7 protein-coding genes and 1 pseudogene are annotated in these 5,230 nt (G+C 42.7%); 4 read left to right on the forward strand and 4 right to left on the reverse strand.

The genetic code is table 11. The features are described from left to right. The first annotated feature begins 143 nt into the window (after nucleotides 1-143). The 3 genes and pseudogenes from IM509_RS24015 (at nucleotide 144) to IM509_RS05110 (ending at nucleotide 1,409) form a co-directional block, all read left to right on the forward strand. Entirely contained in the window at nucleotides 144-344 is a 201-nt protein-coding gene (locus tag IM509_RS24015) for a hypothetical protein (protein WP_185236769.1), read from the forward strand. A gap of 3 nt (nucleotides 345-347) precedes the next feature. Next, nucleotides 348-788, forward strand: a pseudogene (locus IM509_RS05105) (type II toxin-antitoxin system PemK/MazF family toxin). 198 nt (nucleotides 789-986) lie between these two features. Then, nucleotides 987-1,409 carry a SufE family protein gene (locus IM509_RS05110; RefSeq protein WP_052277541.1) on the forward strand — a complete coding sequence of 141 codons (423 nt, stop codon included), beginning with the start codon at nucleotides 987-989 and terminating at the stop codon, nucleotides 1,407-1,409. Between the two features lie 4 nt (nucleotides 1,410-1,413). On the opposite strand, the gene IM509_RS05115 is transcribed toward IM509_RS05110, so the two are convergent. After that, nucleotides 1,414-1,965, reverse strand: a complete 552-nt coding sequence (locus IM509_RS05115; RefSeq protein WP_002737956.1) for a ferric uptake regulation protein — start codon at nucleotides 1,963-1,965, stop codon at nucleotides 1,414-1,416. A gap of 105 nt (nucleotides 1,966-2,070) precedes the next feature. On the opposite strand from IM509_RS05115, the gene IM509_RS05120 reads away from it, so the two are divergent. Beyond that, nucleotides 2,071-3,336: a DnaJ domain-containing protein gene (locus IM509_RS05120; protein ID WP_185236768.1), complete on the forward strand. Its 1,266-nt coding sequence runs from the start codon at nucleotides 2,071-2,073 to the stop codon at nucleotides 3,334-3,336. On the opposite strand, the gene IM509_RS05125 is transcribed toward IM509_RS05120, so the two are convergent. The 3 genes from IM509_RS05125 to IM509_RS05135 all read right to left on the reverse strand — a co-directional run bounded on the left by IM509_RS05125 (nucleotide 3,289) and on the right by IM509_RS05135 (nucleotide 4,816). Continuing rightward, nucleotides 3,289-3,903, reverse strand: coding sequence for a molybdenum cofactor guanylyltransferase (locus IM509_RS05125; protein WP_052277539.1), 615 nt, complete (start codon nucleotides 3,901-3,903; stop codon nucleotides 3,289-3,291). The two genes, IM509_RS05120 and IM509_RS05125, sit on opposite strands and share 48 nt — an antisense overlap. 187 nt (nucleotides 3,904-4,090) lie before the next feature. Continuing rightward, complete coding sequence (locus IM509_RS05130; RefSeq protein WP_002766050.1) at nucleotides 4,091-4,456, reverse strand: hypothetical protein; 366 nt, start codon at nucleotides 4,454-4,456, stop codon at nucleotides 4,091-4,093. Continuing rightward, the gene (locus IM509_RS05135) at nucleotides 4,457-4,816 is read right to left on the reverse strand and encodes a YtxH domain-containing protein (RefSeq protein ID WP_002790189.1); all 360 of its coding nucleotides are present in this window, start codon (nucleotides 4,814-4,816) and stop codon (nucleotides 4,457-4,459) included. Nucleotides 4,817-5,230 lie beyond the last annotated feature (414 nt).

The following is a 5,230-nucleotide window of genomic DNA, read 5'->3' on the forward strand; positions in this document are numbered from 1 at the left end:
AAATTGTCTGAGCAATTTTTTGATAATTGACCACTGTTGCATTTGGTAAATCGAGGAGTTGATCAAAATTTATCCACATAACCCACCTCCTGTTCTGTGTTACTATTATACCATGCTCACACAGAACCTAGAAGAGCCAAAAAATTACTGCTATTTTCAATGGAGAAGCTTTTTATCCTACTGAAACCTTTAATCTTAAGCCGAATACTAAAGTAAAATTGACAATAGAAACTCAATTAATTGATGAAGAGCAATTGCAAATAATGGCAGATGATCAGGATATTTTAGGAGAAATCGCTACCATTAATCAGGAGTTTATGGTCTCTGAAATGGACGGTTTGTAGAAAATGACTATCGCAAGAGGTGAAATTTATTTCGTTAATCTTAACCCGATTCAAGGAAAAGAGCAAGCAGGAACTAGACCAGTTTTAGTAAGTACCTAGGCAAAATTATTTACACATGACGATCATTGCCCCGTAAGGGTTTTAGCTCGATCGGGCAGGTAATTAATTTTGCATGACTACTTATTATCTATTGATGTGATCAATCAGTTACCCTTAGTGGTGATGGTAGTGGTGGGGACGAAAGGAGAAAATATTCGCCAAGATTATCCGACTAATGTTCGCGTTTCGACTGATGAAAGTGGGCTTCCTTTAGAAACAGTCTTTCTTGGTTTTCAAATTCGTTCAATTGATAAAAATCGCTTCCCCTCCGCACCAGTTGGGAAACTATCCGAAGAAAAAATGCAAGAAATTGAAACGGCAGTCCGATATTGCCTAGGATTGTAAGGAGATTTTATATTTTTGGTAGGGCGTTTATCCATAGCTCCTGCAAGCGTGGCGTTTGATTGATGCCAATTCTAGCAGATAGCCTCCAGACCCTCTGACCAAGGCAGTCCTGGCAGCGATAACCACAGCGCTCAACTTCCGCGAGAATGCTAATATAAAAAAGCTATTGGCTAATTTTTTCCTATTTTAACTCGCAATATGCTCCCGTCTAATCTCGATCGCATCGTCGAACGCCTCAAACGTCGTACCGATCCTAAGCAAAAATACGAACAATTACTAGCTTTTGCTAAAAAACTAGAACCAATACCAGAATCTGCCAAAATACCCGCTAATAAAGTTCATGGCTGTGTATCCCAAGTTTATATCACTGCCGACATCGAAAATGGCCAAGTTTGGTACAAAGGGGATTCCGACGCACAATTAGTCAAAGGTTTAGTTGCTTTGTTAATCGAGGGGTTAAATGGACTGACTCCCACAGAAATCCTGCAAGTCACCCCGGATTTTATCGAAGAAACCGGTTTAAAAGTCAGTCTTACCCCTTCCCGCGCCAACGGATTTTATAATATTTTCCAATTAATGCAGAAAAAAGCTCTCGGTTTTCAGTTGGGAATGTCCGCTTAGATGTCTAGTTTTCTGGTTCCGGTTCCTTTGATTCGGGAATCTCGCAGTTTTGGAAACGAGTATCCACCAGCGAACGGGTACAACCCCAATTACTCGGTATTCCCGACGGCCAACCCATCCGCAAAGCTTCTGGACAGATGGCCATCACGGTTAACTGACAGTCAATTAACTGAAAACCCTCTTTCTCACACTGTTTGAGACTGTGTTTGAGAATGGAATCATTGTTAAATTCGATGGTTTTATTACACTGAATACAGACCAAATGATGATGGTGGTGGGGATAGGGTTGATTGAGTTCGTAGTGTTTATGACCCTCGGCCAATTCCAACTCCCGCAAAATTCCCATCCGCGACATCAGTTTAACACTGCGGTAAATTGTCGATAAACTAATTCCTTCCCCCCTTTTGTCCAGCAATTCCTGCAATTCTTCGGCACTGAGATGATTGCCTTTCGGTAAATTCTGGAAAACGTGCAGAATTTTCTCTCGCTGGGGAGTTAAGCGCCACCCCCGCGCGTTGAGTTCCGCTTTCAGGGAGGAAGCAGTGTAGGCAGACATAAGCGATCAACTCTCAATAAAAGCTATTTAATTGACAATGATAGTCGTTTCGGCGAGCCATTGGCAACAATTTTAAGTAGTTGAAAATTCCCCCCGCATTCGAGTATGAAAAATTACTATGAAATCCTGCAAATTCCCCGTAATGCCAGTAATAATCAGATAAAAGCCGCTTTTCGTCGTCTGGCCCGGCAATATCACCCCGATTATAATCCCAATGATCCAGAAGCAGTGGCAAAATTTCGGGAAATTGAACAAGCTTATCGGGTTTTGAGCGATAAAGACAAAAGAAAAGAGTATGATCGCAGTTTATCCCCGGAAATACCCACTTTTAACCGCAGTGCCGAGGATTTTTATCAACAGGGATGGCACTACGCTCAAGAGAAAAATTATCAACTAGCGATCGCACTTTACCAGCAAGCGATCACAATTAATCCGCAATTTTGGCAGGCCTATCTGCAACGGGCGGAAGTTTACTACCATAATCAGCAGGATCGGCAAGTTTTAAGCGATTGTCGGCAAGTTTTGCAGTTAAAACCCGATTGTTCCCAAGCTTACTATTACCTCGGTTTATCCCGTCAACGACTCGGTTACACCCAATCCTCCCTAGAAGCTTATGGCAAAGCAATCGCCATTGACCCCAATAACCCCCAATTCTATTATCACAGAGGATTAGCTCTAGAGGAACTCTCGGAACTGCCAGCAGCACGAAAAGATTTTCAAATAGCAGCCAAGAAATTTAAGCAACAGGGAAATTTTCGCCGCTATCATGCCATTGCCAATAAGTTAAGAGATGCTCATAAAAGTTATCGACAACAGCAATCAATCAAGTGGTCAAAAACTCTTTTTATTGTTTTTAATTTGCTGAAAATCTCTGGCTCATCTTTGCTCAAACCTAAGACCGGTCTAGCACAGTCTTTTTTAAAGCTTAACCGTAATCAGGCTTTGGCTACGGGTGCATTAGCAGCAATAATCAGCAGTTTTTTTATCGCTTTTACTTGGCAAAACTGGACAGTTAAATCTGAGTTTTTGCTGTTATTAGGCTGGGCAGTATTTCCTTTTATTATTCTGACTTTATCTAGTTGGTTTGGCAGAAAATTAAGTAATAAATATGGTAGTTTTACTGGCGATATATTTTTAGCTGGCCTAATAGTTTTGCCCTTTTCCCTCGTCATTTTGCTCACTTCCTATTTATCCATAAATGGCGATATTATTGGCGCAATTATCGGTGTAACGGGCGGTTATCTAACCGGAATGCTCTACTATGGTTATCGCCATTTATCCAATATTTCTTCGCCGATCTCTTTACTTTTACTCCCTTTTGTGCTAGGTTTTCTTACGGTTAATATCTGGGGAGTTTATTATTATCTCTAAATCTTCTGGAGTATTACAGTTAAATAAAATCTCGGAATTATCGATAATCAATTCCTCCACCACAGCGACATTTAACCATTTTTGAAAAGCAGTTCCCCCTTGCTGAATATAAGTCTGCAAAGATTCTAAACAACGACGATGATAAAAAGCACAGAGAGGCTCCCAACGATTGCCGCACCGAGGAACCAAAGCCATGGCATTTTCTGGTACAGTGGCTAATAATCTTGACCATTCTTGAATAATTGGAGGCGTTAGTAAAGGTAAATCGCAAGGGAGTAATAAAACCCAATCGGTTGATACAAAAGTTAATGCCAAGGCAAAGGCCAATAAAGGCCCCCTAGTGGGAAGCGGTTCCTTAATTATCCGGCAGTATTGGGGAATGATCAGTTCATAACGTTCTGGCCAAGGCGTAATCACAGACACTTGCACCGCACAATCTTGGGCAATTAAACAAGTATTCTCTAGAAAAGAGAGACCCTGAAAAGATAACAATGCTTTATCTCGTCCCATACGGGAACTTTGACCACCAGCCAGAATTAACGCCGTTAAAGCCGGAAAATCACCCATAATAACTTATATTCTCCTCTGCCTAAGTAGGGTTTGCGGCAAAAAGTTTGTTGGTGGAGTCAGTTATCAGTTATCAGTTATCAGTTATCAGTTATCAGTTATCAGTTATCAGTTATCAGTTATCAGTTCACTGAGAAAACTCCCCACACCCCACACCCCACACCCCACACCCCACTTCCCCATCTGCTTAACTGCGTTTCCAAGTATTCCAAGCGACTTTCAAACCGATCAAGAGGCGACGGCTGCCACGATCGAGCTTGCTGAGACCAGCTTTAGCACTACCGAGACTGCGATCGACTCCTTGGACAACTTGGCGGGTACTTTTGACCCCTTCATCGATATTTTCGGTTAATTCGCTGATTTCCGCCCCTGTTAGGCGAATTGCTTCTAGAGTCGGGGGAAATTCCCGATGGAGGGTATCGAATAATTTTTCGGCACTGCGGGCTGCCCGGGCTAACTCTTGCAGGGCAGGTAAAGCAGCGATGAAAACCGCCGTTAAACTAACGGCGACTAGCAGTAAAGAACATCCTAGCCAGAAAATAGGTTCGGTCATTTAATGGTCATTCGAGTGATGATTATCGCCTTGGGGGGAGTCTTCTGAGTCGGGGAAAGGATTGTCCGTGGCTAGACTTTGACTAGCTTCGATTCCGGCTGTCACCGCCTCTTTTAATCTCATTAAAGTATCATCCCAATTACGCCGGGCCGATTCCGATAGGCGATCGGCCTGTAATTGCATCGTCGTGGTCAGATCTTCGGCTAATTCAGGCAAAGCCCGGGCGGATTTTTGCAGAATTCGACGGGTTTCTTTTCCAGATCTCGGCGCTACTAATAAACCCGCCACTGCCCCGATCGCACTGCCCACTAAAACCCCGACGACGAATAAGCCACCGTTACCGTTATTTTTATCTGCCATAGGATTGCCCCTGTACTTAATTCCCAATTTTACGAGCAATTACACTGCTCTTGTGCAGTTTCTTCGGCAAAAATTTTGACCTGTTGCTCTTGGCAAGCAAAAACAGACCTAGAAGGGATAACTTGAGAAAAAACTAGCGATCGGGGAAAACCTGATTTTATGGCTGACTTTGAGCCAATAAGGGAGTGAAAAAGAAGAACCTCTGGGAGTCTTGCCGTGTTTCGACCCCAAAGGTTCTTCTTATACTGAACTTATACTCCTCACACGATATTTATATTACTGGACTTCCCCGTTGACAAAAAGCCATAACCTGTGCTGTAGAAGGGATTAAGAAAATTTCCGCTGCCCCGTTACTGGGTACAAATCAGGGAAACTCCCAATAAATCTAACGCTTTTTGTTGCAGTTGGGTCGGT

The organism is Microcystis sp. M31BS1, assembly GCF_020245285.1.
Taxonomy (GTDB): Bacteria; Cyanobacteriota; Cyanobacteriia; order Cyanobacteriales; family Microcystaceae; genus Microcystis; species Microcystis panniformis.

Excerpts from the sequence above, each read along its gene's own strand:
- IM509_RS05110 (WP_052277541.1), top strand. The coding sequence starts at position 987 with ATGCTCCCGTCTAATCTCGATCGCATCGTCGAACGCCTCAAACGTCGT.
- IM509_RS05115 (WP_002737956.1), bottom strand. The coding sequence starts at position 1,965 with ATGTCTGCCTACACTGCTTCCTCCCTGAAAGCGGAACTCAACGCGCGG.
- IM509_RS05120 (WP_185236768.1), top strand. The coding sequence starts at position 2,071 with ATGAAAAATTACTATGAAATCCTGCAAATTCCCCGTAATGCCAGTAAT.
- IM509_RS05125 (WP_052277539.1), bottom strand. The coding sequence starts at position 3,903 with ATGGGTGATTTTCCGGCTTTAACGGCGTTAATTCTGGCTGGTGGTCAA.
- IM509_RS05130 (WP_002766050.1), bottom strand. The coding sequence starts at position 4,456 with ATGACCGAACCTATTTTCTGGCTAGGATGTTCTTTACTGCTAGTCGCC.
- IM509_RS05135 (WP_002790189.1), bottom strand. The coding sequence starts at position 4,816 with ATGGCAGATAAAAATAACGGTAACGGTGGCTTATTCGTCGTCGGGGTT.